25 protein-coding genes and 1 riboswitch are annotated in these 26,380 nt (G+C 32.2%); of the genes, 20 read left to right on the top strand and 5 right to left on the bottom strand.

Annotation, left to right across the window (positions count from 1 at the left end):
• Positions 1-171 precede the first annotated feature (171 nt).
• The 12 genes from galU (at position 172) to V7056_RS10850 (ending at position 10,090) form a co-directional block, all read left to right on the top strand.
• Positions 172-1,065: a UTP--glucose-1-phosphate uridylyltransferase GalU gene (galU, locus tag V7056_RS10905; protein WP_499701841.1), complete on the top strand. Its 894-nt coding sequence runs from the start codon at positions 172-174 to the stop codon at positions 1,063-1,065.
• A gap of 38 nt (positions 1,066-1,103) precedes the next feature.
• Positions 1,104-2,105: a UDP-glucose 4-epimerase GalE gene (gene galE, locus V7056_RS10900; RefSeq protein ID WP_499701839.1), complete on the top strand. Its 1,002-nt coding sequence runs from the start codon at positions 1,104-1,106 to the stop codon at positions 2,103-2,105.
• 79 nt (positions 2,106-2,184) lie between these two features.
• A complete protein-coding gene (locus V7056_RS10895) occupies positions 2,185-2,931 on the top strand; it encodes a YveK family protein (RefSeq protein WP_499701837.1) in 747 nt (248 codons plus the stop codon).
• The gene (locus V7056_RS10890; RefSeq protein ID WP_499701835.1) at positions 2,885-3,574 is read left to right on the top strand and encodes a CpsD/CapB family tyrosine-protein kinase; all 690 of its coding nucleotides are present in this window, start codon (positions 2,885-2,887) and stop codon (positions 3,572-3,574) included. Before V7056_RS10895 ends, V7056_RS10890 begins: the two co-directional genes overlap by 47 nt.
• 234 nt (positions 3,575-3,808) lie before the next feature.
• On the top strand, positions 3,809-4,711 hold the full coding sequence (locus V7056_RS10885; protein ID WP_499701833.1) for an LCP family glycopolymer transferase: 903 nt from the start codon (positions 3,809-3,811) through the stop codon (positions 4,709-4,711).
• A gap of 38 nt (positions 4,712-4,749) precedes the next feature.
• Complete coding sequence (locus V7056_RS10880) at positions 4,750-5,523, top strand: tyrosine-protein phosphatase (RefSeq protein ID WP_499701831.1); 774 nt, start codon at positions 4,750-4,752, stop codon at positions 5,521-5,523.
• Between the two features lie 84 nt (positions 5,524-5,607).
• A complete protein-coding gene (locus V7056_RS10875; RefSeq protein ID WP_499701829.1) occupies positions 5,608-6,180 on the top strand; it encodes a hypothetical protein in 573 nt (190 codons plus the stop codon).
• 141 nt (positions 6,181-6,321) lie between these two features.
• Positions 6,322-6,855 (top strand): signal peptidase I, encoded by a 534-nt coding sequence (locus V7056_RS10870; RefSeq protein ID WP_499701827.1) that lies wholly within the window; start codon positions 6,322-6,324, stop codon positions 6,853-6,855.
• 187 nt (positions 6,856-7,042) lie between these two features.
• Positions 7,043-7,657 (top strand): hypothetical protein, encoded by a 615-nt coding sequence (locus V7056_RS10865; RefSeq protein ID WP_499701825.1) that lies wholly within the window; start codon positions 7,043-7,045, stop codon positions 7,655-7,657.
• 12 nt (positions 7,658-7,669) lie between these two features.
• On the top strand, positions 7,670-8,239 hold the full coding sequence (gene lepB, locus V7056_RS10860) for a signal peptidase I (protein ID WP_499701823.1): 570 nt from the start codon (positions 7,670-7,672) through the stop codon (positions 8,237-8,239).
• 19 nt (positions 8,240-8,258) lie between these two features.
• A complete protein-coding gene (locus V7056_RS10855) occupies positions 8,259-8,903 on the top strand; it encodes a hypothetical protein (protein ID WP_499701821.1) in 645 nt (214 codons plus the stop codon).
• 80 nt (positions 8,904-8,983) lie between these two features.
• Positions 8,984-10,090: a hypothetical protein gene (locus tag V7056_RS10850; RefSeq protein ID WP_499701819.1), complete on the top strand. Its 1,107-nt coding sequence runs from the start codon at positions 8,984-8,986 to the stop codon at positions 10,088-10,090.
• A 163-nt stretch (positions 10,091-10,253) separates the two neighbouring features.
• Here V7056_RS10850 and V7056_RS10845 read toward each other — a convergent pair whose 3' ends face one another.
• Complete coding sequence (locus V7056_RS10845; protein ID WP_499701817.1) at positions 10,254-10,577, bottom strand: helix-turn-helix domain-containing protein; 324 nt, start codon at positions 10,575-10,577, stop codon at positions 10,254-10,256.
• A gap of 63 nt (positions 10,578-10,640) precedes the next feature.
• Positions 10,641-10,778, bottom strand: a complete 138-nt coding sequence (locus V7056_RS10840; RefSeq protein WP_499701815.1) for a hypothetical protein — start codon at positions 10,776-10,778, stop codon at positions 10,641-10,643.
• 144 nt (positions 10,779-10,922) lie between these two features.
• Positions 10,923-10,985, bottom strand: a riboswitch (cyclic di-GMP riboswitch).
• A gap of 433 nt (positions 10,986-11,418) precedes the next feature.
• Here V7056_RS10840 and V7056_RS10835 point away from each other — a divergent pair.
• Positions 11,419-11,868 carry a chemotaxis protein CheX gene (locus tag V7056_RS10835; protein WP_499701813.1) on the top strand — a complete coding sequence of 150 codons (450 nt, stop codon included), beginning with the start codon at positions 11,419-11,421 and terminating at the stop codon, positions 11,866-11,868.
• Between the two features lie 41 nt (positions 11,869-11,909).
• Here V7056_RS10835 and V7056_RS10830 read toward each other — a convergent pair whose 3' ends face one another.
• Positions 11,910-12,437, bottom strand: coding sequence for a sigma-70 family RNA polymerase sigma factor (locus V7056_RS10830; protein ID WP_499701811.1), 528 nt, complete (start codon positions 12,435-12,437; stop codon positions 11,910-11,912).
• Positions 12,438-12,743: 306 nt separating this feature from the next.
• Between V7056_RS10830 and V7056_RS10825 the strand changes: the two genes are divergently transcribed.
• Complete coding sequence (locus V7056_RS10825; protein WP_499701809.1) at positions 12,744-13,283, top strand: competence protein ComK; 540 nt, start codon at positions 12,744-12,746, stop codon at positions 13,281-13,283.
• A 30-nt stretch (positions 13,284-13,313) separates the two neighbouring features.
• Here the strand turns inward: V7056_RS10825 and V7056_RS10820 are convergent, their stop codons facing one another.
• Positions 13,314-14,219, bottom strand: a complete 906-nt coding sequence (locus V7056_RS10820) for an accessory Sec system S-layer assembly protein (protein ID WP_499701807.1) — start codon at positions 14,217-14,219, stop codon at positions 13,314-13,316.
• A complete protein-coding gene (gene secA2 / locus V7056_RS10815) occupies positions 14,203-16,590 on the bottom strand; it encodes an accessory Sec system translocase SecA2 (RefSeq protein ID WP_499701805.1) in 2,388 nt (795 codons plus the stop codon). Before secA2 ends, V7056_RS10820 begins: the two co-directional genes overlap by 17 nt.
• A gap of 500 nt (positions 16,591-17,090) precedes the next feature.
• Here secA2 and V7056_RS10810 point away from each other — a divergent pair, with 500 nt between their 5' ends.
• The 6 genes from V7056_RS10810 to V7056_RS10785 all read left to right on the top strand — a co-directional run bounded on the left by V7056_RS10810 (position 17,091) and on the right by V7056_RS10785 (position 26,378).
• Positions 17,091-19,556 (top strand): hypothetical protein, encoded by a 2,466-nt coding sequence (locus tag V7056_RS10810; protein ID WP_499701803.1) that lies wholly within the window; start codon positions 17,091-17,093, stop codon positions 19,554-19,556.
• Positions 19,557-20,357: 801 nt separating this feature from the next.
• Positions 20,358-21,767 (top strand): hypothetical protein, encoded by a 1,410-nt coding sequence (locus V7056_RS10805; protein WP_499701801.1) that lies wholly within the window; start codon positions 20,358-20,360, stop codon positions 21,765-21,767.
• Positions 21,768-22,014: 247 nt separating this feature from the next.
• The gene (locus V7056_RS10800) at positions 22,015-23,280 is read left to right on the top strand and encodes an HNH endonuclease (RefSeq protein WP_499701799.1); all 1,266 of its coding nucleotides are present in this window, start codon (positions 22,015-22,017) and stop codon (positions 23,278-23,280) included.
• A gap of 287 nt (positions 23,281-23,567) precedes the next feature.
• Entirely contained in the window at positions 23,568-23,762 is a 195-nt protein-coding gene (locus V7056_RS10795) for a hypothetical protein (protein ID WP_464958066.1), read from the top strand.
• A 78-nt stretch (positions 23,763-23,840) separates the two neighbouring features.
• On the top strand, positions 23,841-24,350 hold the full coding sequence (locus V7056_RS10790) for a hypothetical protein (RefSeq protein WP_499701797.1): 510 nt from the start codon (positions 23,841-23,843) through the stop codon (positions 24,348-24,350).
• Between the two features lie 354 nt (positions 24,351-24,704).
• The gene (locus tag V7056_RS10785) at positions 24,705-26,378 is read left to right on the top strand and encodes a hypothetical protein (RefSeq protein WP_499701795.1); all 1,674 of its coding nucleotides are present in this window, start codon (positions 24,705-24,707) and stop codon (positions 26,376-26,378) included.
• The last annotated feature ends 2 nt before the right edge of the window (positions 26,379-26,380 follow it).

Raw genomic sequence — 26,380 nt, 5'->3', positions numbered from 1 at the left:
AAAATCCTATATTATTAAAAAAATTCTATAAATTAGCAGATTGTATTAATACTCTGTCTAGTAAATGAATACATTTAAGGTAGTATGATACGAAGTTGATTTGAATATGTAGCAAGTTCTTGATCACAAAGAAAATGGTTGGAAGAAAACTTAGAACTGTGAGGGATTATATTGATTAAAAAAGTTAAAAAAGCGATTATACCAGCAGCAGGTTTAGGCACACGTTTTCTACCAGCTACAAAAGCAATGCCAAAAGAAATGCTACCAATTATTGATAAACCGACCATTCAATATATTGTGGAAGAAGCGATTGAATCGGGGATTGAAGATATCATTATCGTTACGGGTAAAGGGAAACGTGCAATAGAAGATCATTTTGACAATGCATTTGAGCTTGAATATAGCCTTTTACAAAAAGAGAAATTTGAGCTATTGGAAAAAGTAGTCCAAGCTTCAAATATGATTGATATTCACTATATTCGCCAAAAGGACCCAAAAGGACTTGGACATGCAGTTTGGTGTGCTAGAAAATTCATAGGAGACGAGCCTTTTGCAGTTTTGTTGGGCGATGATATAGTACAGGCCCATATCCCTTGTACGAAGCAATTGATTCAACAATATGAACAAACTGGTGCATCTGTTATCGGCGTAAAACAAGTACCAAATCATGAGATTAATCGGTATGGAATTATTGATCCTTTCAAAGAGAATGACAGACTTTACAAAGTAAATAATTTAGTTGAAAAGCCTAGCTTGGAGCATGCTCCGTCTAATCTAGCAATAATGGGCCGATATATTTTGACACCAGAAATCTTTTCATTTTTAGAAATGCAAAAAGTAGGCGTCGGAGGAGAAGTCCAGCTTACGGATGCAATTCAATTATTAAGTGAATCTCAAGCAGTATATGCATATGACTTTATTGGTAAGCGATACGATGTTGGTGAAAAGCTAGGCTTTATTAAAACGACTGTTGATTTTGCAATGCAGGACAAACAGCTGAGAGAAGAGTTAGTTGGATTTTTTCATGCTTTATTAGAAGAAGAGAAAGTCCAAGAGGCAAATTAATAATAGATTATGATGATATTGAAAAGGTGAGGGGAATTATGAAGGTACTAATAGTTGGTGGCGCAGGGTATATAGGTTCTCATACTGTTTACGAATGTATACGTGATGGTCATGAAGTCATCGTGGTCGATAATTTATCTACTGGCGAAATGGGACATGTTCATCAAGATGCTAAGTTCTATCAAGCTGATATGAGAGATGAGAAAACGTTAAATCATGTATTTCAAATTGAAAAAGAGATCGATTGCGTGATTGTGTTTGCTGCAAAACTAATTGTACCGGAAAGCTTAGAAAAACCACTTGAATATTATGATAACAATGTAAATGGAATCAGAGTTTTACTTGAGGTTATGAAAAATAATCAGATAAAAAACATTATATTTTCATCAACAGCTGCAGTTTACGGAGAACCAAATAAGCGTGAAATAAGTGAAGATGAAATCTGTCTACCAATTAATCCATATGGAGAAACAAAGCTTGCAGCAGAACGGTTGATCAAGTGGGCTGCAAAAGCATATGGTTTTCATTATTGTATTTTTAGGTATTTTAATGTTGCCGGGGCAGATTATACAGGCGAAATTGGTTTAGAAAAGGAACATTTAACACATTTAGTTCCACTGACCATTCAAACTGCACTTGGAAAAAAAGCGAAACTATCTATATACGGATCTGATTATGAAACTAGTGATGGTACTTGTATAAGAGATTATATACATGTATCAGATTTAGCTCGTGCCCATATTCTTGGTGCTAAATATACTCTGCAAAATAATAGTGGTACCTTTAATTTAGGTTCTAACAATGGATATTCTGTAAAAGAAGTAATTGATAAAGTAATTGAGGTTACTGGTGTAGCAGTGCCATATGAATATACAAAACGACGTGCTGGAGATCCAGCAGTATTAATAGCTTCTAATACTAAAGCAAAAGAAATATTAGGCTGGGAAATTAAAAATAATTTAGATGACATGATCAAGTCAGATTGGCATTTTAGAGCGAAAATGATTGATAGAGAGTACGGTAAAGTGGCAACGAGTTAGATTGACCATAGACAACTTGCTGTATGAATTGATAGATAGTTGCTCAGTAAACAAAACCAATCACTTGTAGGAGGAGACTATGGAAGAAACGGTCGGCATAAGAGAATTCTACGCAATATTGAAGAAGCGGTTTTGGGTGATTATCTTGGCAATTATTTTAACATCTACTTTATCAAGCTATTATAGCTTCTATTACATGCAGCCGACTTATGAAGCTTCATCACAAATTCTAGTGAATGAGAAAAAAGCTGATGAAGTAAACGCACAATTTATCGATATTCAAACAAACCTGCAATTAATTAATACCTATAATGTCATATTAACGAGCCCAGCCATTTTAACGAAGGTAATTGAGCGGTTAGATTTAGATATTTCAGTTGAAGAGCTGCAAAATATGATTACTGTTGGAAGTGAAAATGAGTCACAGGTTATGAATGTAGTTGTGAAGAATAAAGACCCTGAATTGGTCATAAAAATGGCGAATACAATTGCTGATGTTGCAAAAGAGCAAATTCCGAAAATCATGAGCATTAATAACGTTTCTATCTTAACAAAGACCGATCTAAACAAGGAATTAAGCCCAGTTCAACTAACGCCAATGCTCATTATTGCAATTGCGAATGTAGTAGGTATTTTAATCAGTGTTTGTATTGTGTTTCTACTTCATTATTTAGACAACACAATTAAAGATGAAAAGCAGCTAGAAAGTATATTAGGCGTACCGATACTAGGTACGGTTTACGACAGTGGTAAGGAACGAAAAAACCGTTCGAATCGAGGTGTTCAAGTTGTCGCGACTGAAGAAAAAAAACAAGCTTACTCATAGTCTAGTTATGATAGAAGATTCCTTTTCTGTCGTAGCGGAGCAATACCGATCTATTCGAACAAATATAGAATATTCTTCGGCAGATAAAATTCTCCAAACAATTATCGTGACTTCAGCAAATATGTCTGAAGGAAAATCTACCACAGTTTCCAATTTAGCAATTTCTTTTGCGCAGCAAGGAAAAAAAGTATGTATCATTGATGCCGATTTAAGAAAACCAACAATGCACTTTATATTTAACCAAAAAAACACGATTGGACTCTCATCTGTCCTAACTAGACATGCTCACTTAGATGAAAGTATCCAAAAAACAAAAGTCTACGGATTGGATATCATTCCATCTGGCCCAATACCGCCAAATCCTTCAGAGCTATTAGGTTCGAATGCAATGAAGGAATTACTTACCATCCTACGTTCATCATATGATGTCATCATGATTGATACACCACCACTACTACCAGTAACGGACGCTAAAGTACTTGGCAAAATTGTAGACGGCTTAATCTTTGTAGTAAAAAGTGGTAGCACCGAAATTGAGGACTTAAAAAAAGTGAAGCATCTGCTTGAAGGCATCTCAACGAAAGTAATTGGCACTGTCTTAAATCGTAAAAAAGTAAAGAAAATAAAAGAATACTATTATTAAACAGAATGAATCTTACTCAACTCTCTAATTTATTGAAGACGAATTGAGTAAGATTTTTTTTGATTCTTTGAAGACATGATATTCTTCTTCTTTCAAAAATGGGTGTTATTTTAATTCTAAAAAAGTCACAGAAACAGAGAATTATTTGCTCTGAAAAAAAGTATGAATTCATATAAATAGAAGAAAGAGATAAAAAATATTGCCAAGTCATTTGGTCAAAGGGGTCAGGTTGGTGTGAATTACAGAAAGATTTTGATTCGGACTGGTATTGTGTTATTAGCTGTCTTGATCATCGTAAGCGCATGCGGTTTTTATATTTACCGTGACGTTGTGAAAACAACGACAGTTATTTATCAACCAGTTAAGAAAACTGAAAAACGAATTGAACCAGTTCAAGTTGTCGAAAAGGATCCATTTTCTGTTTTACTCTTAGGCGTAGATAAAAGAGAAGGAGATCGTGGACGTTCAGATTCATTAATGGTTGTAACCATTAATCCAACAAAGCATTCAACGAAGATTGTTAGCATTCCGCGGGATACGCGTACGGAGATTGTTGGCAAAAAGAAAATGGATAAAATTAACCACGCATATGCTTATGGTGGTGTGCAAATGACCATTCATACAGTCGAAAAGTTTTTAAATATTCCAATTGACTACTATTTACAAGTCAATATGGAGGGATTTAAAGATATCGTTGATGCAATAGGTGGTGTGAGAGTAAATAATACCCTCGACTTTACATTTGAAGATGTTCATTTTGGCATTGGACCTTTATTTTTAGATGGTGATGATGCATTGAAGTTTTCACGGATGAGATATGAAGATCCCGACGGAGATTTTGGTCGACAAGCTAGACAACGGAAAATTATTGAAGGTGTCATAAAAGAGGGCGCTAGAATTGATAATCTACTAAGCTATCATGACATTCTAAAATCTATTCGAAAAAATTTAGTAACGAATTTTAAAGTAGACGATATTTATGAAATTCAAAAAGATTACCGATCAGCGAGTGAGATCATTGATCAAAAGCAGGTTGAAGGCAATGGAACAATGATTAATGGCATTTACTATTATCAAATTCCAAATAAGAACCGCCTAGCGATTTCTAAAGAATTAAGAAGTCATTTAGGTTTATAAACTAGAGTTACATAGTAAGTAAAAGGAGAATGTCAAACATGATTGATATACATTGTCATATTTTGCCTTACTTGGATGATGGGCCACAAATAATGGATGATGCACTTCAATTAGCAACAATAGCAGTAGACCAAGGTATCAAAAAAATTATTGCAACACCACATACTCAAAATGGAGAGTATTCTACTTCAGTTGCGCATGTAAAAGAAACGGTAGATCTGTTTAACCAAGAGCTAATAAAGCATCAAATACCATTAGTTGTATCTCCTGGCCATGAAATTCGAGTAACAAGTCAATTTGAAACTGACTTAATACAAGGTAAATACTTATTTTTAGATGACAAACAAAAACATATTTTAATTGAATTTTCTTCAAGCTTTGTCCCATCAAATGCTAGTCAGTTAGTTCATAATTTAGTTTGCGATGGGATCGTACCAATCATTGCACACCCTGAAAGAAATGCGGTTTTTCATCGGAATGCTAATCTTCTCTACGAACTAGTTGAAAAAGGTGCGCTAACTCAAATTACTGCAAATAGTGTAGTCGGCAAATTTGGAAGCAAAATTCAAAAATACACTAATAAACTACTAAAAAACAATCTAACGCACTGTATAGCCTCAGATGCTCATAACACAAAAAATAGAGTCTTCTACTTAAAAGAAGCCCACCAAGAAATAGAAAAAAGATTTGGTTCAAAAATGAATGGTTATTTATTAGAAAACAGCAAAAAGATTGCTGTAGGTGAAGAAATACTAAAGCGTTCACCTTCATATATAAAAAGTATATTCTTTCCATTCCAATTTAAAAAATAGCATTTGTGACTGACATATATTTACGTTTACCTAATACATTTAATAATGAAAACAAATATATTATGTGTGGTAGGGTGTGAATTGATGAAAAAGAAGAATAAAAAACAACTCGGCTTCTTATTAATGACCTCAGGACTACTCATCATGCTGATTAGCACAATTGCTTACTACACCTTTTCTTCCACTGTAAGTACAAGCCCATACACAACTGTACAGTTAGATCTATCAAATAAAGAAATCACAAAAACAACGGATTTAATCTATGTAAAAGAAAAAGAAAAAAATGGCTCATTGTATGAAATCAAACACATACTGAAAAACACAGGCAAAAAAGATATCACGAGAATTACTTTGAAAGGGCTTTTATTGCAAAAAAAGAACCAAAATGAAGCACAATATATTAACATTCAAATGATAAAATTTGGTGACCAAATCTACACTCCTACATTCCTTATTAATCTTGGATTTGATCTCAACAAAGATCAAAAGATTTCATTAGACGAATTTTCAAAGGGTAGTTTTCCTTTGGGAAGTCTAGTGGAAAATAGAGAAAGAGAATTTACGCTACAAGGTAAATATGAAAAAGGATTAGCACCATTTAATAGTGATAATCCAGAATCTAGAATTATTATGGATATATCGTATCATTTGGAATAAAAACCATATAATAGATAGACATTTTGAACGATAAAATGTCTATTTTATTTATTTTATGAACATGATAGAGTTACCTGCATACGCTATTAAGACAGGAATTTATTATGTAGAGTGGATTGCTCAATCAGAGGTAGAAGTGATATGAAAGTATTTACTAGGTTTATTAACATTTTCATGTTAGTTGTTCTGTTATTAATGTCATATAAAGTAATTGAGGGAAAAATGAAAGGTGAACCCCCAACATTTTTCGGACACCAAGTATATTATGTAATTTCTGGATCAATGGAGCCAACATTAAAAACTGGTTCAATTATTCTTGTCAAACAGTGGACAAACCATATGAGACTAGTACCTGGAGATATTATCACATTCAGAATGCCATACAATGAAAAAATTCTTGTAACTCATCGTATTAAAGAAATTGTCAAAGGGCATGAATATGAGCTTTACCGAACAAAAGGAGATGCAAACCCAATACAGGATCCTTGGATCATTACTAGTAAAAGTATTGTTTCTATATATAGTGGTGTAACAATTCCGTTGGTTGGTTACTTTTATGAAGAATTTCAGGCTAATATTATACTGTATCTTTTAGTTATGCTATTTGGAATCATCCTAGTATCATATGGATTTCATTTAATTCGTAAACCAGATAAAAATAGTGAGGAACTTTAACATGGCCAGCTGGTGCTGGTTTTTTTATTTGTGTATCACTTTTCTACAAATTATGAGAAAAAAGGTCGATATTTGATGTATCTTTTATATGAAAAAGGTATTGTTTTTTGAAAATTCGTTCTATATAATGAACATTGTAAGGTTGTTCTTTATACAGAACAAAATGAGAAGCGAAAGGGGTAAAGAAATGATTACCCGTAAGAAAAAGCATAAAAAAAATTCTGAGAAAAATAAAATTATATTCAGTATTATTGCTGCCAGCGGTATTGTAATCACTTCTACAAGTTACGCCTTTGGTGAAGCTGATGTGTCCACCTTAGTAACAAACTGGTACCAAACAAAGATTACTGAGGCAAAAGATTCAATTACACAAGCAGCATTAACAAAAACAGAAATTGAAAAAGCTAAATTAATTGAACAGATTCGAACAGATATTGAGAACTCAACGTCTGAAATCGTTCACTATTCAGAACAAAAAAGCGCTGAAGTACAACTAGCAATTGAGCAAAAAAGAAAAGAAGTTGAAGAAGAAATGAAAAAGAAAAATGAGGAAGATAAAGATAAAGTAAAAGATCAAATTGATCAATCGACAGAGGATCAGCTTGCAGATATTAATAAAGACAAAGACAAAGAAAAAGACAAAGAAAAAGAAAAAGATAAAGACTCTAATCAAAAAGATGAACCAAAGAAAGATGAAAATCAACCAAAAGATGATTCAAACAATAATTCATCTAATGAAGATAAAAAAGATGAGGGTCAAAATGAACCTAAAAAAGATAAAGATGATAAAAAATCAGAATAACGGGAGAATTGTATGAGCCAGGTAAATGCAAGTAGTGTTCATGTAAAAGAGAGAGTTGAAAAGTCTTCTAGTAAATTAATAGGTTGGATTAAATATATTTTCTTCTTACTATTTGTATTTTTTATCTTTCATAATGTAATTGGTATATCGAAAGTTAGTGGTCTTTCAATGAGCCCTTCTTTAGAAGATGGAGGGTTAATAATAGTAAATAAAGCTGCAAAATATTATAAAAAACCTCATTTAGGTGATGTTGCTATTTTAACTCAACCAACAGAGGGTATTGATATAGTAAAAAGAATAATTGGTGTAGCTGGTGACAAGGTGAAAATTCAAGAGGGCATTGTTTTTGTCAATAATGAAGCAATACCCGAAGTCGCTACTTTAGGTAAATCAGTGGACATGGAGGAAGTAACAGTACCTGATGGAACATTATTTGTAATGGGAGATAATCGAACACCAGGGGAAAGTTTAGATAGTAGAGATAATAGTGTAGGACCGATATCAATAAATAATTTAAAAGGCTATGTATTATACTCTTTATCGCCGTTTCATAGTATTCCAAAACCATTGGTATTAGAATAATACAAATTTGAGGTGGGATATGAAGGGTATACAAAATTATAAGAGAATCTTACCTATTGTAATAATAGGTTTGTTATTGGTCATTAGTGTGGGGAGTGTTTATGCTAATACAGACATAAAAAAACAATTTGATCTTTGGGGCAATTCAAAGACTGATCAAGCAAAAAGTACAATAAGTAAGAAGCTTGACGTCACATTGAGATCTAACGAAGACAATATTGATGAAGAAACAAAGAAATTATTAGGAAATACAACTAAAGAAATTGAAGATTCAGCTAAGAATATTCAAGATAAAGTTGAAAATGTGATCCAAAGTGAATTAGAAAAGAATGAAAAAAATATGAGTACAGCTTTCCAAAGCAATCAGGGTAATTTAGATCAGGATTTTGATTCAATCAATCAAGAAGTAAAAGGGAAAACAACTACAATTTTAGACGAACTTTATGAAGATTCTAATATTCTACCAAATATCAATTCTGAAAGTGGTACAAATATAAACTTAGAAACTGCCAAAGAACAAGTTGAAATCGAAGTAAATAAAACGAAAGAAACGATTTCAAAACTTAAAGTATTGGCACAAAATGAAAAAGATTCATTCGTAAAACAGTATATTCTAGAAAAGATAATATTTTTAGAAATGCTGATTGAAAAGGTAGAAAAATAACTATGTTATAACATCTTGTTCTCAATGAAGAACAAGTATTATATAAAAAATAAAACTACATATTAAGGGAGAGATTTTAAATGAAAAACGTATTATCATTAAAAGGTAAAATCGCAGCGGGGATTGCAGCAGCAACAATTTTAGGATCAACTGGTGTAGCGTTTGCTAACACGAATGCTGGTGTGCAGTTTAAGGCTTGGGGAGATGCTAAAATTACTGCGGCAATGGATGCTGTTAAAGCAGCTCTAGCTGGTGAGATTCCTAATGCCCAAGCAAGTATTAATTCAAAGGCAAATACAGATCGAGATGCAGCTAAAGGTAGAATTGATGCTGCTGGAGTAGCTGAAAAATCAGATACAAAATCTAAAATTGAAGCTAAATTAGCAGAGCATATTTCTTCTTTACAAAATGCATTAGCTGCTTTCATGTCTAGTATTGGTGGAGATTTTGATTCATTAGTAAATGCAGAGAAAGGTAACACAACTTCGACTTTAAATGATCAATATTCTGGATTACAGACAAATATTACTTCTGTACTTAATAACGCAAAAGCTGCAAATGTAAAAGATGTAACAGACTCATCTTTACTGGTTAAAGGGAAAGCGACTTCAGATTTAATTAAAGAAATCAACCGAGTGAAGAGTGAATTAGCTGCTGAAGTTGAAAGTCAAAAAAATACAGCTACGAGTGAGGTGCTTGCTCATCTTACTTCTGAAGTAGCTCGTATTAATGGTCAATTAGATACATTAATTGCTGGTCTAGAATCTAGCGCTAAAACTGCAATTGAAGAAGCTGGTCAATCAGTAGAAGACAGTGCAATTGCAAACTTTGATCGAGTGATTAACTTAATTCAAACAGAGACTCCGATTAAAGTAGACGAACAAAAGTTATCATGGGAAGCTGGTAGATACAATGATAACAAAATTAAATTTAAAGTAAAAAATTCAAATGAGTTCGACGTAGTATTTAGATATCATTTTGAAACTCCAAATCATAATACTGGTGGCGTTTCTGAAACTCCTTTCGCACAAAGTGTTGCAAGTCCTGGTGTAAAAGAATTTACATTTGACGTAAGCAAATTTGTTGGGGTAGATTTAGGTGGACTTTTAGTTGTTGAATACTTAGACGAAGATGGCAACTATAAGCATGCTTATTCTGTAAAATTATTAGATTTACCAAATCTATAATTAAAACGGTAAAGGCAGAGGATTTAAATATCCTCTGCCTTTACCTATTTAGTCATTCCATTTTAATTTATTTGAAGAACCTTCGTTAATTCCAAGAGACTACTACTTTCTTACATATACATAAAAAATCCTTTAGACCAAGTGATTAACTTAATCTAAAGGATTATTTACCTTGTTTATACTTATTAAACTCAATAAACTTCATTAATTCTTCTTTTGGAATACCCGAATTAATTGCCTCTTGAAGGATGTTCATCCATTCCGAATCAATCGTCTTTGTTGGTGCAATATCATCTTCTTTTAAAAGGTTTTCTGCTGTCGTGTTAAAGACACTAGCTATTTTCTCTAGCACTTGAATTGACGGGTTACTTTGTAAGCCCCGTTCAATTGAACTTATGTAGGATTTTGCGATGCCTGCGCGTTCTGCTAGCTCTGTTAAAGACATTCCATGTTGTAAGCGTAGTTTTTTGATACGTTCTCCAATCATACATTGCTACCTCTTATCTTTTTGACTATTGCAAAAAGTATATCACAAAAGATAGAGGCTCTCCTAGTTCTGACTTGAATCTTTAATGCAATTGTAAAGAAAGGCACGAACTTCTTCTGGTGATATTCCTTCATCAATACATTCTAAAAGTAAATCTGTCCAGCTTGGTTCGATCTGGTATTCGTGTAAACGTGCCTGCATTAATAAAGCCCTCCCAAAAATTTAGGTATATGACACCCAGGTAGCACTGCCATCTTCGTTGTAGAATGAATCAATTTACCTAAAGTTAAACATACATTTTATATATATGTTTAACTTTGCAAGTCATGCAGGAAAGTAAAAGATTTCTAGAACGGAAGATCAGTTGCTTTGCGTCCCAATCTTTCAATTGGTTTGCCCTTTTCTGGAGGATTTTCTTAACAAATTACATAGAATAAATAAAAATTAGTACTTTAGAAATGAAATCATTTAGAACTAGTTCAAATTATATAATGGATATGATTCATAAATTGTAAGAATTTGTAACAGCGAAAGAAATTTTTTTCGTTTATATTTATAGTTCAATTAGCTCATTTTTCGTTGTTATGAAAAGGTTTCTCATAATGCTTTAAGGTAATAAAAATTAATAAGTAATTAAATTCTTTTCGACATCTAGTAAAAAGATGCTCGAATAAAGGAAATCTATCAATATATAGTGGGGTTTAGTCAATTAGGAACTAGGTATGAAGAATGATATTTAATTTTTTTAATTTTTAAAATTCCTGAAAAACTGCCGATATAATACATAGAAAAATATATGGGGTTAGAGATAGGATAAAAGTTTTATAAAAAGGAGACAATTATGAGCGATTCAATGATCATTACTAAATTGTTAAATAGTGCAGTTCAGTCAATTAAAACTGTTATCCCATTAACATTTACAATAGGCGAACCGAAAAGGCTTAATGGAAATGTTGTAGAAGCACACTTAGGTGTACTTGTAGGAATGACTGGAGATTGTAGGGGACAAACGATTTTAAAAGGACCAACGAATACATTTAGCCAGCTTGCACTAGCAATGTTCGGTATGCCGGTAGAAAATGAGATACTGATCTCATTTACAGGTGAGTTAGGTAATATGATTGCTGGTAATTTAAGCACATTTGCATCAGAGCAAGGAGTTGAGATGGATATTACGCCACCAACTGTTTGGGAAGGAAATACAACGCTACATAATATTAAAACACCGATCGAATTAACAATGAATTTCGAAGGTGCCGGAGAAATGTCTTTAATCATTTCTGTTGCGTAGGGTAAAAGAGTAATCAAATTGATTACTCTTTTTTTGTTGATTTAACCTTGAGTTTTTTGTTTTCTTAATCTTTTTAACGCATAAAGATAACTTGATCGAACGCTCGCTTCCGGCATTTTACATCTATTTGCAATTTCACTAAATGATTTACTCAAGTAAAAGCGGTCTATTATGATTCGTTTTTGTAATGAAGAAACGCCATCTAAGTGACTCTTAAATTGGTCAAATAGAAATGCTTCATCATGATAGTGTACATCTTCTTTGTATGAATCAACTACAACGAAACGTTGATCATACTTACTTTCTTTCGTCATTTCGTTTAATAAATGGCCACGAACAGTTGTATAAGCATGGTTAGAAAAACTACCCTTTTCCTCTTTAAAATGTTCATATGCTTGCCACAAAGCAACCAATCCAACTTGGTAATAATCCTCAAAGTTTTTATAAATCCTAAGTGTTTTGATCAGTGATTTAACCATTGGTGAATAATGGACCAGGCACTGCTCAAATGTTTCAGGTTTGATTCTTCCTGAATTTGTATGTTTTCGTGAACAATGAGTCGTTTTCATTTTTTCGCCCTTTTTAGGCGCGCCAATTGATATTCCGCGGTGATGTAACTATATAAAATTAAATATCTTACCTCATCTGAGAAAACTTCAAAAATGAAAAGAAAAAGTAAGTGTAAATTTATGTTTTGAGCATGAAACTTAATGTTTGAGGAGGATATGTTGAGAAAAATTGATAATTGAAGTGATTTTATGAAAGAATTTGTTTTTTTCCCTAGAAGCCCTTTATTTGGTCAAAGAACTGTCATAAATTATAAGACATGATTTTGATATAATTTTATTAAGGAAATACATTAAAGGGAGGTAAAAATGTCAAAGTTAGATTACGTTATTTCATATGAAACGATGTTACTTGAACCCGCAGACCACCCAGAATATTTAACGAAAATTACAGATAAAAACAAAGGAATCATTTATTCAAAACGAACAGCAAAATCGCTTATTAATGAATCAGCACTTACATATCATTACTCAGTAAAAGGTCATTTAGAGATAGTGAAAAACAAGTATCCAACAATGAAAAAAATTCCTCTTATGGTGAATCCCACATTATCTATTCTAATGATTCCTACAACATCACCAAATCAGTCTTCCTGTAAATGGTTAAACTTTATACAAATTGATCAATATCGACCAACGAAAAAACAAACGAAAATAAGATTTCGAAATGGAGATGATGTTATTCTGCCAATTTCTTATTACACATTTGATCAGCAGATGAGTAAAGCAGCAAAATTAATTGGAATTTATATTCATCAAAAAGTGGAAAACGAATTGAAGTTAGGAGATGAAAAGTTGTTATTAATAAAAGAATTAGTAGAAGATTATTATGAGATGAAAAAAAGCTAGAGAACAAATACTGTTCTCTAGCTTTTGGCTTTAAATCATTTGTTGATTTGGAATTCTTACACTCCATTTTGTAAATTTTTGCTTTTCAACTAAGCTAGCCGGGAAGATAAACGTCCATGGCTTACTTGTATTCGGCAAAATAGTAAGTGGTGCAAGTGTAAATGAACCACGTGCGATAATTTCAAAGTTTTCATCAAATAATTCTAATGGTAATACTTCAAGATTTACTGCTTGTTTTGATCCATTTCGAATTAATAATGTTGCGGCTAAATTTCCATCCTCTTTTAAACTAGCAGAAATGGAGTGCAAACTAAGTTCGTTTTCACCAAGCTTAGGTAATGAAGCAACAAGTTTCGTTAATTCCTCTTTTTGCACATCTGATAATTGTGCTTCCCAAGTTGGTTCTAGGTCTAACTTATGCTCATTTTTTGTTAAATCAAAAGCTAATTGGAATCCAGATTTAGGAAGCTCTTCTTTTAATAGTGTTTCACGTTCAAAATAGAAACGCCACGGACGACTACTAGAAGCAGGTAATTCCCCAAGCTCTTCTAAGCTAAATTCTTTTCTAGCTAAAAGCTCTCTTTCTTCGCTTAAAAGTAATAAGTTAACATCTTGTAATAGAATAGATTTTGCTAAGCTATTTCGTACGAATGCCGTTACCATTGCACCTTCTTCATCAACTTCAATATCAATGGCTGACAATGACAACTGGTTAGGTTGTAATGGAGGCAATTCATTATTTAAAAATTGATAAACATAGCGAGTTTCATCCTCAATATACATTAATGGATGAAATGAGATTTTAGGGAAAATTTCTTCCACTGCTTCATGTTCAGTTTGTTCAGGTAGAGCATTAGAAGAATCGTGTAATAAATCATTCGAAGAAACAGTTGAGTCTTTACCTTTTTGTAATAAACGCTTAATCGATGAAAACATGTTCTTCCTCCTCCTCAAGTGCTGGGTTACTTAAATCTTGAAATGTTGAAGCAAGATTTGCTGAGATTTCTCGTTGAATATGATAAAAAGTTGTTTCAAATAATTTGAAACCATCGAACTCATATAGACGGATTGGATCTTCTTGTTGATACTGTCTTAAATGAATTCCTTCTATTAGATTCTGTAAATGGTCTAAATGCTCAGTCCAATATTGATCAACAATCTCTAAAGCAGTATATTTCATTAAACTTACAACAGATTCTTTTAATTCTTCATCAAGACTATTTAGAAGATCTTTATAAACAGAAAGTGCCTCGTTAACAACTTGCCATGCATCTTGATCATCTTCTAAATGCTCAGTATCAATACGAAGTGGTGGAATTAGTTGTTCAAGAGCAGTTTTACCTTCTAATTGATCCCATTCTTCCACAACACTATTTTCTGGATAATAGATCTTCAGTGATTTCTCAATTGTTTGATCTACTTGCTTTGTTAGCCATTCTAAATCGATATCGTTAATTAGCAGATTATTACGGAATTCGTACATTACACGACGATGTTCATTTGCAACGCCATCTAATTTAAGTTGCCATTCACGAATAGAGTATTGATTTCCTTCACATAGACGTTGTGTCGTTGAAACAAACTCTTGAATCGTAGAATTTAATACTTTTCCATTTTCATCTACTTTTACTTGTTTCACATATTTTTCTAGCTTTTCATGATTGTAACGGACAAATAATTCATCTTCTAGTGATAAGTAGAAATGTGATGAACCAGGATCACCTTGACGACCAGCACGTCCTTTTAATTGAAGATCAATTCGTTCACTTTCATGACGCTCTGTCCCAATAACATGTAATCCACCTAGATCAGGTACACCTTCACCAAGTGAAATATCTGTACCACGACCAGCCATGTTTGTAGAAATGGTAATCATTCCTTTTTGGCCAGCCAGTGCAATCATTTCTGCTTCTTTTTCAACATGCTTAGCATTTAGTAATTGGAATGAGATGCTTTCCTTTTCTAATAACTCAGCAACAATCTCAGATTGGCGAATAGATGTTGTTCCAATTAATATTGGTTGTCCTTTTGAATGACGCGTTTTCACATCTGTAATAACGGCTTTCAGCTTTTGCTCTGTTTTCGCAAAAATTGCATCTTCATGATCGATACGAATAACCGGACGATTTGTTGGAATTTGAATAACTTCCATATTATAAACTTGTAAGAATTCTTTCGCTTCTGTTTTACCAGTTCCAGTCATTCCAGAAAGGATAGGGTACATACGGAAGTAATTTTGAATTGTTACAGAAGCAACTGTGTGGTTTTCTTCTGTTGATTCTAATCCTTCTTTTGCTTCAATCGCTTGGTGTAATCCATTGCTTAGCGAACGGCCTTCCATGATACGACCAGTGAATAAGTCGATTAATTGAATTTCTCCGTCACGAACGATATAGTCAACATCGCGTTCAAACAATACTTCAGCACGTAAAGCGTTATGAACATAATGGAAAAGAGTCATATGTTCTAAGTCATATAAGTTATCAATTGAGAAGGCTCTTTCTACTTTTGAAATACCATCCTCTGTTAAAGCAATCGCTTTTGACTCTTCATCATATAAATAATCCGTTTCTCTTTTAAAAGTACGAATAAATCTTGCACATAGTAAATATAAATGTGATTGTGCTGATTTTTTACCAGCAATGATTAATGGTGTTTTTGCTTCATCTATTAATACAGAATCAATTTCATCAATGATTGCATAATTGAATGGACGTTGTACTTGTTCCTCAGGTGAACTCACCATATTGTCACGTAAATAGTCAAATCCAAATTCGGTACCGATACCATATGTAATATCAGCGTTATATGCAGATTTTTTTTCTTCTATTGAAAGGTCTGGAATATTTAATCCAACAGTTAGTCCTAAAAATTCATGAATTTGGCCAATTTGCTCAGAATCACGACGAGCTAAATATTCATTGACAGTAATAATGTGAACACCTTTTCCTTCAAGTGCGCGAGTATACGCTGGTAATGAAGAAACTAATGTTTTTCCTTCACCAGTCGGCATTTCAGAAATGTTTCCATCTAATAATGATAGACCACCAATTAACTGTACATCATAGTGACGCATGCCAAGTACTCGTTTCGAAGCTTCACGTACTAAAGCAAATGCTTCGACTTTCAAATCGTGAATCGTTGCTTCATTATTATTAATTTTTTGTTTCCATGTATAAGTAAACTCACGTAAAGCTTCATCAGTTTGATCTTCAAAGAAAGATTCAAGTGCATTTATATCAGAAACTAGTTTTTCATATTCTTTTAATTTTCGATTGCCAATTATTTTTTGCAATGATTGGATCAAGGATGTTCCCTCCTAAGATGGTAATCTATATCGTTTCTATTCTATTAATGTAACATAAGTTCTGCTCTTCTCGAACTAGAAAAAATTTGAATTCGGCGAAAATAGTGAAAAAGGGAACTGATTTCACAAAAATTTTTCGACAAAAGTAGGAGAATGGTCTTATCTTTTAGAATTTAATAAAAAACTTTAAAAAAAGACTACAAATATGACTATTAATGACGATGTATTAAGTGTACAACAAAGCGTTTGTAACAAAACTGAAAAGATTGTAATGTAAAATTATTACTAATATTTAAAATTTTTTGTACAAATTTCGATTTAATTGTTGTATACTAGCGTTGTTAACCATTTAGTAAATTATGTCAAATTCTTACAAAATATGTAAATTTGACAGTAGGGAATAGAGATATTTACCTACGTTTGAGTTAATACCTAGAGTAGGAGAATGCATCTTTTATTCTAGTAAAATACTACATAAGATCACAGGGAGGAACACTAGAATGGCATTTAACAAAAACAAAAAAATCGTTACTACAGCTTTAACAGCTGCAATGGTAGCATCTGCTGTAGCTCCTGTAGCTGCTGCAAAATTAACTCCGGCTCAAGACGCTTCAAAAGCGGTAGACGGATACTACAAATTATCAGTAAAAACTAAAGCGGACGTTTCAAACTCTGCTAAAGTTAAAAAAGCAGCTTTAGCTAAAGTTGCTAAATTAGGCAAAAAAGACGCTAAATTAAAAGCTTCTTTAACTGCTAAAGTAGCTAAGAAATCAGCTGCTATCAACAAATACTATCAAACAGTAATCGTTGCTGCTGAAAACGAAGCAAAAGCAATCGCTGCTGTTGATGCATTCTTTAAAACAGTTGCTGGTGTACCTGTAACTGCTGAAACTACTAAAGAACAAGTAGAACAAGCTTACGCTCAAGCACTTGCTTTAATCGCTAAAGTAAAAACTGAAGCTAAAAAAGCTGAGTTCAAAACTGCTGCTGATAAAATGAAAGCTGACGCTTTAGCTAAAATTGAAGAATTAGCTACTCCAAAAGTTGCTAGTGTAACTGCAATTAACGCTAAACAATTAGAAGTTAAATTCAATAAAGCAATCAATGCTGATACAGTGATTGATACAAATGGAAAATTAAAAGCTGGAGTATTCAAAACTAACGGAACTGCATTAGCAGGTTTAGTACATGGTGCTTCATTAAGTGAAGATGGTAAAACATTAACTATCACAAATGATCTTGCGACAACAAATACATTTACTGGTACTTACTTATTAGAATTAGTAAAAGACACAGTAAAAACAACAACTGGTGCATTTATTCCAGCTTACGCTCAAAAAGTAGAGTACACTGATTCAGCTGCTCCAACATTAGTAAGTGTTGAAAAAGTAGATGCTTCACACGTAAAAGTGAACTTCTCTGAGCCAGTTAAGAGTTTTGGAACAATCACTGCTAAATTAGCTGATGGTACAGTAGTTTCTGGTATCGTACCTGGTATTAGCGGAAAATCAGTTACTTTAGATTTATCTAATGCATCTGTACCTTCAAGTAAAGATATTAATCTTACTTTCTTAGGTGTTCTAGATTTCGCTGATAACTTAGCTAATCCAAACCCAGTAACAACAACAGTACAAAAAGGTGCTAAAGATGGAGTTGCTCCAACAGTTGCTAGCATTACTAAAGTAAACGCTAAAAAAGTAACAGTTAAATTTAGCGAAGAAGTACAAAACTTCACTGCTGCTTCAGTAACAATTGGTGGCGTTGCTGCTACTTCAGTTGCTCAAAGCACAACTGATAAAACTAGCTACACTGTAACATTTGCTAACCCAATTTCAGGAATCGCAACAGTAGCAATTGGTGCTGGATTCGCTGACTTATCAGGTGAAGCTGGTGCTGCAACTTCAAGAATCGTTGACTTCGGTTCTGATACTGTAAAACCAACAGTAACTTCTGCTGTAGTTTCTAAAGATGCTTCAGGTCTTGAAGTATTAACATTCACTACTAGCGAAGATGCTACTTTCACAGGTGGTGCTACAGTAACTCTAAGCGCAACTCGCGTTAAAGATTTCGTAACTGAAACTGGTAAGGATATTACTTTTGCATCTGCAAACGTAACTGCAGTTTCTGGAACTTCAAATCAGTTCACTGTAAAATTAAAAGACGTTTCTTATGATGGTGCTGCATTAACAAGTGGTGCAAGATACACTGCTGATTTAACTGCTGGCTTATTCACAGATACTGCTGGAAATGCTAATGCTGCTGCAACTTCTGCGGTTTCATTTACTCGCGGAACTGACTCAGATAGCTCTAAACCAGTTGTAGATTCAATTGCAATCGTTGACAACAACACTTTAACAGTTAACTTTAATGCTGCTGTTGCAGTAGAAGGTTCAACTGCTACTAACAAAGCTAACTACTATGTTGCTGGTGCAACAGTAGAATCAGCGACATTAATCGCTGGTAACAAAGTTACATTAAAATTAGCTGCAGATTCTAATGCTTTCACTGGCGTACGTACAGTTAAAGTAACTGGCGTAAAAGCTGCTAACAACAATGTAATGACTGAGTACAACACTACTTTAAACTTAAATGAAAACGTTCGTCCAACTGTAACTGGTGTTGCTGTAACAAGCATTACTAATGATGCAGATGCAAACGGAACTGCTGATGATCCACAATCAGTTGTAACATTAACTTTAAGTGAAAATGTAGTTCTAGGTGGTGCTGATACAGCTGACTTCGACCTTTACGTTAAAGGTGTTAAAGTTACAGGAACTACAATTGCAACTACTGCTGGTGCAACAGCTAACAAAGTTGTTGTTACTATCAACGGTAAAGCATTAGTAGGTCAAGATTTCACTGATGGAGTAACACTTGTTGCTAAATCAACAATCGATATCAAAGATGCTGCAGTTAATGGAAACACTATTAACGTTGCTTCTCCAATCGTAGTAACATTAAACTAATACAAACATTGAGTAAAAGCCGAGGAATAATCCTCGGCTTTTACTTTATTTGTAGCAAACCATCTTTATAAAACGAAGGGATTGCGCTCATTTACGGTTATATTTGTCAGCAGCAATAGCAGTACAATCTCAGGCTCTGTGGAGAAATCTCAACAGAGCTTTTTTGTATTTATTAGAATGTTTAACAAGATTAATAATGAAATATATACATGGTTAAATGGTTGTTTAGAATGAACTCAAACTTTGCTGGTGGTACCTGTCCTACAGATGGTTAATTAGTAGTTCGAATATTTTTTCGGCATAGATATTTTAATTCTTCTCTGAAATAATAATTTTGGTTTATTTATTAATAGATCTTATACTAATCTAGTTAAAGTAAAGAATTGTAACTTATTAACTTATAAAAAAGTGGTTTGATTATAGAGTATGCCGGTTAAAGGTATTAGTTATTGTAGAAAGCATATCAGTTAAAGAAGCACATTTAAACAAAAGTATGGGTTATCAGCATTTAATTATTCAAGAGTATGTAAAAATAAAAATCTATTTGTGAAACATCTCACTTAAACTAACTGGCAGTATAGTGGAATAAGAGATGATTTTTAAAATAAAATTATTAATATAAACGATGGTATTAATGTTTTTAAAGGGGGAGTAGCAATGAATAATGATATTCTAACTTTATTAAACACATTAAATTGACAATTTGAACGACTGTAGGGATCTTGAATGCTTGTAGATAGGTTTTAATTTAATGGTTACTTGCAACCAAGTTAACAAATGGCTGAAATGGGGAATTTCAATATGGAATACAGGGGAATTCAATTAGATGAGAAGTGTTTGTTATATAAAAAAACCGGAGAATTTCACCCGCAAATTAAAAACAGTTTGGATAAATTAGCGGATATGTTAGAAGAAAAAAATCATATTCTAAAAAGTACATATAAGAATAGTAAAGAAAAAGTATTAATTGATTTCAATTGTGGTCACATTGCTCATTCAATTGTTCCTAATAGTTACACACAAGGGCATGGCTGTCCAAAGTGTGCAGGCTCATGCCCAATACAAGCTAAGGAAAGAATAGTAAAACTTGTCAAAGAACGTAATCACGAACTATTAAATGAATATGTAAATGCAGGAACTAAATTAAATATAGATTACAAGTGTGGACATAGTCCCCATTGGATTAAAAGATCAGATTACATCAGAGGTAGAGGTTGTCCAAAGTGTTATGATGGAGTCAGAGGTATTAAAAAATCAAAAAAATCTGAATTAGAACTTATGTCGATGTTAGAAGAGAACGGTCACGAATGGGTTGAAGGTGAATATAAAGGCAAAAAATCACGAATTGCAATTGATTTTAAATGTGGTCATCCACCTCATTGGACTACAGCAGATAACTATAAAATGGGGAATAGGTGTCCTAAATGTAGTGGTCATTGTTCAATACAAGCTAAATTGGATTTAATTGAAATGCTTAAAAGAAATGGTCATGAATGGGTTGAAGGTGATTACAAAGGGAATTTTGAGAAGATTGGTATTGATTTTAAATGTGGTCATCCGATTCATTGGATTTCTCCAAATTTGTACAAAAAACATGGTAGAGGATGTCCTATATGTGGAAGAGAAAAAACTAATCAAATGAATAAAGACAGAAGCGAAAAAGCTAGATTGAAACTGATTAAAACTATTAAAAACAATGGTCACGAATGGGTTAAAGGTGATTACAAAGGTAATTTTGAGAAAATAGCAATCGATTTTAAGTGTGGTCATCCACCTCATTGGATTACTCCAGGACATTATAAAAGTGGTAAGAAATGTTCTAAATGCCAACGTTCTAATGGTGAGGATATTATTTGTGATTTTCTAGAAAAAAATAAGATTAATCACGAATCAAGAGAATGTCTACCAAGAAAAAGGTTTCAATACGATATTATTATTCCATCTCAAAATTTAATAATCGAAGTGCATGGTATACAACATTTTGAATTCCATGAACACTTTCATAGAACAGAAGCTGGTTTTAGAAAAGAACAAGAAAATGATAGAAATAAAAAAGAATATGCAGAAAGATTAGGTTATTTCTTTATGGTAATAGATTATAGGGAACATGAACCGCAGCTGGCACTGGAAAGATTCCTCAAAGCATATAGGGAATTTAAATTAAAACAATTATATAAAGTTGAAAAAGGTCAGTTAACTTTTGAATTTTAAGGATAAAATTTTTCTATTCTACCAAAGGGTAAAATTCTATAAATGTTTCAAATTCATTAAGAGTATTGTATATAAAAAACTTACAAAACCACTCAAACACTGAGATTTATTTCGTTGTACCATTTAAGTGAAAAATGGCATTGGATATACAAACTTCCAATGCTTTTTTTATTTAGGTTAACAATAATAATTTGTCTTTGAATGATATAATAAATAATAAATTAGAGTGAAATTAGGGGATAACCAAATGGAATATCAATATAAGAATGTACTTTTTGAATATATTCCACATAATTTGAATGTAAAAAGTGCTACCACTTTAGACGTGATGGAAGCAATTAATATATTATATACAAATAATCCAGAAATAGTAGGAGGTTATTATAGAACAAGAACTATTAAAGGACAAGAAATACTTGTAATTCCTATTTGGGATAAACTATTGGAAATACAAATTAGGGGATTTCTTGAGAATCATAATAGATATATCGTAGAAGATATACTTTTTACAGGTGTTAAATTTGAATTAGACAGTTCAAAAAAATTAAAATTAACTACAATAAGTGATTCATATATAAGTAGAATATTGAAAGCATATAGTGAGAATCCCTTAAAGTTTAAAAATTCATACCCAATTTATAATTATAAAGAGAAAAACTATTTGCATATACCATGTGAAACGATTGATTTTAATAAACTCGGAATATCCAAGAACGCTCAAACTCTAAGTAACAAACCAATCTTAGAAGTAAAAGGTAACGAACGGAACAATAAAAACAACCAAAGAATAAAGCTAGATAACAATAGAGAAAATAAGTATCTAGAAGTTCCTTATGAATTACCAGTTGAACAGTCTAAAAGTGATTTAGACTTTGATTTTGAATTAAAGAATGAAGAATCTAATAAAACCATAGATAAAAAAGAAGTTGAAAATACAGAACACGTAGAAAGAGTCGATTTTTTAATTAAACAACATAGTATAGTTAATGAAACATTACCAACTAAGTTACCTGAACAAGATATCAAAAGGGAGCCAATCGGTTCTATGAGACCAAGAGTATTAGAAAAGACTCAACATTATAAAGTTAAAAAATCTAAATCTATTTCTATAAAAACGGGTAATGAAAATCCAGTTAAAGTAACCAGATCAGTTAAAACAACGATTCGTGATCATAAGTTAGTTGCCCAACTCAAAAAATTATATAATCATACCTGTCAGTTATGTGGTAGAAGGGTAGAAATTGCTTACAACGAATTTGCTACAGAAGTTCATCATATACAACCGTTAGGTGGAGAACACAATGGTCCAGATATAAAAGAAAATATGGTAGTGTTATGTCATATTGATCATGCAATGTTTGATAATGGAGCCATCACTATCGATTTGTCTGACTTAACAATAAAACACGTTAACCCATCTAATCCAATTCATAATACAAAATTAGTTCTAAAACACAGAATTGATGAAAAGTATATCAATTATCATAATAAAATTATCTTTATTAAATACTAACTAATAAAAGATTGTGGGATTAATAGGATTCTTTCAGTGTCATGCAAATAACCAGTCAATTGACTGGTTATTACTTTTTATATTACAAATTAAGCTTTCTTTAAACGATTTAGATAATAGCTGTCGATATATAAAATGATTAATAAAAAATAGGGGAATAGAATTAGATCAAATTGGTAATTGGGATTTAAAAAATAGGAGAAGAATATTAAACAACAACTAACGAGAGCGTTAGTTCATTATCTTGAATCGTATGAAAAGTCTTATTTTTTAATAGAGGAGTATTTATGGCAAAGAAAATTTATGGATATATTTTGGTTTTAACTATTTTAATTGCAAATGGACTTACAATATTTGATTTTGTAAATGGTTCTAAAAATTTCAAGTTTGGGTTCATTATTTCTGTAACAATCTTAGTCGGAATCCTCTTGTTTTTATTTGATAAATTACTTATTAAGAAAGTTAGTGTAACTCGAAAGTAAATTGACTTAAAGTAAAGTTTTCAGCTCACACCTATTCAACTAACGAGAGATAGTTTAAGAACTGAAAGGAGAATTAAAATGTACAACTTTTTCCAATTACATACTGAAAATTTTGATGAACTCAAGGAAACTCTTAAAAATATTATTTGGATGTACCAAGATATGATTAGAAGTTATGGAGGATTTGGACACAATATTGATTTTGAAAATATTAATTATGAAAAATATATATTAGCTGAGATCGTAGATGAAAGAATGAGTTCTTTTTCGGAAGAAGTTGAATCTATAAGACAAGGTTCAATGATAGCGTTATGTTGTGAAGTCCATGATATGCTTGATGAATTACGAAGGGATTCAAAGGTTTATAACTTTATTAAAGGCTTAACTACAAATACTGAAATTATAAAAATGCAATTTGAAAATGAATTATTGTCTTCTATGTTATTAGCATTAGATGAAAAACCGCATGATGAGTGGGAGACATTAGAATTCGGTACACTTTTTTCAAAAAATCTAAAGAAGGTATATAAACAGTTTGTTCTAAATTATTTTATTCGAGTGTTAGAAGAAGACGAAAGAAGTTTATGATTAGAGATTTTTCTATTAATGAATCTTCTTCAACTAACTGGCGCATTAGTTGAAGATTATGAGTCATATTTATGACTCTTTTTTATTTAAGTAAATGGAAGTTTAGTTGAAAAATTAAGTCATCATTCTTAATGCATAGTAGACTCATACTGCGCAGTAAATTTTTTTAATAAATAATGTTAACAATTGGTCCAATTTGTTAAATTAAGGATTGTTAACATTTTCTAAATTTGAAATAATTGTATTGAACGAGCAAGTTAGTTTAGTAACCAATTTTTAACTAAAAGATAACAAAAATTTAGAAGCATTTTGAATACTTCATTACGTGAATATACTTTGTCAGGAGAGAAAGTAATGGTCAAAGCAGAATTAAGCTATAACCCATATTTGCTTGAAACTAAAGTTAAATTTAATGGGCAAGAACCAAAAATAAATAGTCTTGTAGAGAAATACCAAGAAGGGAAATTGCAAGCTTGGATTACAGAAATTCCTGCTGTTTTTTATAATGAGATGAATGGTTACAATTTTGATCTAGATTTTTCTGGAACAAAAGCAGATTTTGAGGAATTGGAACAAGTATTTGTAGATTCAGGGGTTAGCATCAAGCCCGAAACAAAAGCTCGCGGCGGAACAACCCCTGCTGATGTGAGAATTTTCTTTAAGAATGAATTAGAAGATTCACGTACAAAAAGCAAAGAGATTGATGATTTATTAACATGGCTGAACACAACGTCAAATCGAAAATTTGATAATGCTAGTTTTCGATTTGAGAATTCTGAATTATTCGATGAACCATTTTCATATTTGTTAATTCAAGCGCCAAATATAGATACTGCTGTATTTGATGACTTAGATCTTACTTTAGAAAATGCAAATACTGTTAATGAGTTACCTAAGGATTTAACCAACACACCGATTCTTTTTTATATTGATGAAAAAACCAGAGCAGAATTTCTAAATTTTTTAGAGGTTGTTCAATCAAGACACGACGTTAATAAAAAACAACTATTTTTCTTTATCCATCCCGATTTGAATAAGACGCAAATCGAACGAATAATTCAGGATAAAGGAATAGCGCGCCATCAAATTGTTTCTGCTGTGAATGATAAAATGGTAAGCAATTTCTTAGATAATTATCCAATTGCAGACTATGTAGTGAAGTCAATAAAGGTCTTTAGGAAAGAGTTTGATTCACTTTCAAAAATTCTTGAAGTGGAAAATGAAGAGTCAAGAATTCAAAACGCTGATGTTCACAAACAAATTGATTCATTGGAAGAGTCAATTCAGAAATTAAAGGATGTCAATGAACGCTTCATCAGAAGAGATATTTTGGAAATTTCATCAACGTTAACTGAGGCAAAAATTACACTTTACGATAAGATTCAAAACTGGCGAAAAAAGAAAAATAAATATAATAATGACTTAGAAGCTACAAATGCCGCAAGAGAATACTCAGCGGATTTATCTACCCATTTTGAAACCTTTATCACTGAAGTGAATGCTATATTCAAATCTGAAAAGGATGAAATTTTCAGATCGTTTTCTGCGTTATATTGTTTTGCAGATGCATACGATGGTTTTAAATCATCGGTAAAAAATGTTTTTGATTTCTCTAGATATTATATTAATGATTTAACAAAAGAATTCTTATCTTATAGGGAACAACGAATGGTAGAACAAACAGAAGATTTGTTTGGTTTGGCAAAGAAATTGTTTGATAAACGAGTGGAACCAAGACCGTTAGTGCCTGAAATTACTTATTCGATTAGTAAGTGGCGTGATAAAGCTAGTGAAATTACTATTCCTAAAGCAGAAGAAATTATTGACGCAGTTTCAGATGCCTTGAAAACATTCTATGATGATGTTTCTAAAGATTATCATGAACACCTTGAAAAATTAATTATTGAAAAGACATCACAAAAAGAAGAGACATTGGATCGACTCTCTGATGACGAACGTAAATTACAGAAAGATAATGATTGGTTGGTGAATTTTGACGATCAATTGAAAATAATTGAGAGAGGATAAGT

Source organism: Bacillus sp. JJ664 (genome assembly GCF_036962205.1).
Taxonomy (GTDB): domain Bacteria; phylum Bacillota; class Bacilli; order Bacillales; family Bacillaceae_G; genus Gottfriedia.
Note: the sequence above shows the minus strand (reverse complement) of the source record. Positions and strands in the feature narration are given on the sequence as shown.